3 protein-coding genes are annotated in these 3,038 nt (G+C 44.6%); 1 reads left to right on the top strand and 2 read right to left on the bottom strand.

Features of this window, described 5'->3' with window-relative positions:
* Window positions 1-49: 49 nt before the first annotated feature.
* Window positions 50-973: a type I pantothenate kinase gene (gene coaA, locus CAG69_RS21600; RefSeq protein WP_005398335.1), complete on the top strand. Its 924-nt coding sequence runs from the start codon at window positions 50-52 to the stop codon at window positions 971-973.
* Window positions 974-980: 7 nt separating this feature from the next.
* Here coaA and birA read toward each other — a convergent pair whose 3' ends face one another.
* Together birA and murB are read right to left on the bottom strand one after the other, a co-directional pair.
* On the bottom strand, window positions 981-1,946 hold the full coding sequence (gene birA, locus CAG69_RS21595) for a bifunctional biotin--[acetyl-CoA-carboxylase] ligase/biotin operon repressor BirA (protein ID WP_053809528.1): 966 nt from the start codon (window positions 1,944-1,946) through the stop codon (window positions 981-983).
* The gene (gene murB / locus CAG69_RS21590; protein WP_161446171.1) at window positions 1,943-2,986 is read right to left on the bottom strand and encodes a UDP-N-acetylmuramate dehydrogenase; all 1,044 of its coding nucleotides are present in this window, start codon (window positions 2,984-2,986) and stop codon (window positions 1,943-1,945) included. Before murB ends, birA begins: the two co-directional genes overlap by 4 nt.
* Window positions 2,987-3,038: the final 52 nt, after the last annotated feature.

The raw sequence follows: 3,038 nt of genomic DNA, 5'->3' as shown, positions 1-3,038 counted from the left end.
CGCTTGATGTATGTTCTTGCTTCTACTAAACCAAGGATAAAAGAGACCCATGAGTCCATTTTTGTCATTTGACCGTGCAAACTGGGCCGAGTTAAGAAACTCTGTACCGATGACACTTTCTGAAGACGACTTGACTGCGCTTCAGGGCATTAATGAAAACCTAACCATGGAGGAAGCGGTAGAAATCTACCTTCCTTTGTCTCGTCTTTTGAATCTGTACGTCCAAGCCCGTCAAAGCCGCAACTCTGTATTACAACAATTCTTGAATACGGAAGAACATGCCCCTCCTTTTGTGATTGGTATCGCCGGCAGTGTCGCTGTAGGCAAAAGTACGACAGCTCGTATTCTGACCGCATTGCTTTCTCGTTGGGAGAATCATCCCAAAGTGTCCTTGGTCACTACAGATGGCTTTCTATATCCGAAAAAGGTACTAGAAGAACGCGGTATCATGCATCGTAAAGGGTTTCCTGAGTCCTATGATATCAAACGTTTAGTTGAGTTTATGTCTGACGTTAAAGCGGGTAAGCCGGATCTTGAAGTACCTATTTACTCCCACATCACGTATGACATTACGGACGAACTAAGAAAAGTTGATAGACCGGATGTTCTTATCATTGAAGGTTTAAACGTTCTACAAAGTGGAATGGATTATCCGCATGATCCACATCGCGTCTTTGTCTCTGATTTTTTAGATTTTTCGATCTATGTCGATGCTGAAACAGAGACAATTGAACAGTGGTATGTGGAACGATTTTTAAAGTTTCGCCAAGGGGCTTTTACTAAACCCGGTTCTTATTTTAGTCACTACACGCAACTGTCAGTCGATGAAGCAAAGCAAAAAGCGAAACAAATTTGGCATGATATTAATGGGCTCAACTTGGAGCTAAATATTCTTCCCACCCGAGAAAGAGCCCATTTGATTCTACACAAAGGCGTCAACCACTTGGTTGATAAGGTGTCTTTACGAAAGTAATTGAACGTCAATCGCTTTTACGCAACGAGATTTCCCCACCAATGTAAGTCTCTAGCCCTTGCGAGGTTTCGAGTAATATCCCGCCTTGATGATCGATGCCGCGTACGACGCCGTGCACCTCTCTAGGTCCGATGAGCAGCTTGACTTGACGATTGAGAAAGTTATCTAATCGATTCCAACGTTCGACAAAGCTGGTAAGCCCTTTCAGTTCATACTCGATAAGTGCGGAATTCCAATGCTTGATAAGCGTCGTCGCTAGGACATTTCTATCGATCACGAGACTCTCGTTTACCTGATTCAATGTTGTCCATGGTTGATCAATCTCAGGTTGCTCATCAGGCATTCCAATATTGAGCCCCATCCCAATCACAAGATGAGCAGCACCACCGGCCTGCCCTGACATCTCCACTAAGATTCCTGCCAGTTTTTTATCTTGATAATACAGGTCATTTGGCCACTTGAGTTTAACGCCTTGTATGCCCATTTCTTCTAGTGCTTCCACTGCGGCAATACCAATAACAAGGCTTAAGCCCATTGCCGCGGCCATCCCCGCATCTAATCGCCAGTACATGGATAGGTATAAGTTAGAGCCAAATGGAGAGATCCATTGTCTACCGCGGCGACCACGTCCTTGTGCTTGATACTCAGCTATACAAACACGGCCCTTTTCTGACTCTGCAACTCTATCAAGCAAATACTGGTTGGTTGAGTTAATCACAGGAACAAGCTCAACAAGTGACTCCGCACTAGCAGTAAGGAGAGCTTCATCTAGCAACTGCAATGGTGATGCCAACTGGTAACCGCGCCCTTGCACTCGATAAATATCAATGCCCCACTCACTAAGACCTTTAATATGCTTAGCTATTGCCGCTCTGGATACATTCAGGGCTTCGCCCAGCGCCTCTCCAGAATGAAACTCGCCGTTACTTAATGACTTTAAGATATGAAGTTTCGTAGAGTGATCTTTTCTCATCTTAACGCCTCGATCTGAGCCAAGTTGGTTTCCCCGGTACGGTTCAGAAATCGCACTTCATGCTCAAGTTCTATTTGGTATTTATCCCACACTGCCTGCTTCACTAGGGAAGCAAGTGCGACAACATCATCGGCACTGCAGTTGTCCATGTTGGTCAAAACCAAGGCTTGCATAGGGTTGACCTGTGCACCATGCACAGACTTCCCCTTTAATCCGCACTGATCAATCAGCCAACCAGCCGCGACTTTCATTCCGCCAGGAGTTGGATAGGCCACGATATTAGTATGTTGCTTCATGAGCCGATCATAATGATCTTGAGTGATCACTGGGTTTTTAAAGAAACTTCCTGCGTTACCTACTTTGGCTGGATCCGGCAGTTTCTCCGTTCGCACTTGGCAAACTCGCTCGAAGATTGTTGCTGGGCTAAGTTGTTCTTCCGGAATATCTTTTAAAGGACCATATTGATTAATCGGCTGCCATTGTTTAGCCAGCTTAAGCCCTAGTGCGGTAATAAAGCACTTTTCATGCAAAGCGTGTTTAAAAATGGAGTCTCGGTAGCCAAAGTTACAGTCTCTGGCGCTCATTCTTCTATTTTCAAACGTAGTTAGATCAAGAACATCCACGTAGTCACAAATGTCTTTTAGCTCTAGCCCATAGGCTCCAATGTTTTGAATAGGAGCCGAGCCTGCACAGCCAGGGATCAGGGCTAGGTTTTCTAACCCACCAATTCCCTGACTCACACACCAGGAAACCAACTCAGGCCAGTCTTCACCACCTGCAACATGCAATAGGTATTGGTCATCCGTTTCCGTCACATCTTTACCCATGATTCGATTAACGATCACTAACCCGTCAAAATGCTCAGTGAAAAGAACATTACTTCCTTTACCTAAAAAAAGCTTCGGTAAATGGGTGAATCTCGGGTCTTGAAATAGTTGAATAACCTCCTCGAGCGACTCGATGATGGCTAAATAGGAACACGATTGTTCAATCCCAAAAGTATGGTAAGCCTTAAGGCTTGCATTTGTTTTAATTTGCATAGTAGGTTTGCAACGTCAGATAAGATTCTCTTAAACTGTCGACATTCTACAT

Origin of the sequence: Vibrio sp. V43_P6S15P86 (assembly GCF_009904725.1) — a bacterium.
Lineage (GTDB): Bacteria > Pseudomonadota > Gammaproteobacteria > Enterobacterales > Vibrionaceae > Vibrio > Vibrio diabolicus.
The sequence above is the reverse complement of the archived record's forward strand: the minus strand, read 5'-3'. Positions and strand labels throughout refer to the sequence as shown.

Excerpts from the sequence above, each read along its gene's own strand:
- coaA (WP_005398335.1), top strand. The coding sequence starts at position 50 with ATGAGTCCATTTTTGTCATTTGACCGTGCAAACTGGGCCGAGTTAAGA.
- birA (WP_053809528.1), bottom strand. The coding sequence starts at position 1,946 with ATGAGAAAAGATCACTCTACGAAACTTCATATCTTAAAGTCATTAAGT.
- murB (WP_161446171.1), bottom strand. The coding sequence starts at position 2,986 with ATGCAAATTAAAACAAATGCAAGCCTTAAGGCTTACCATACTTTTGGG.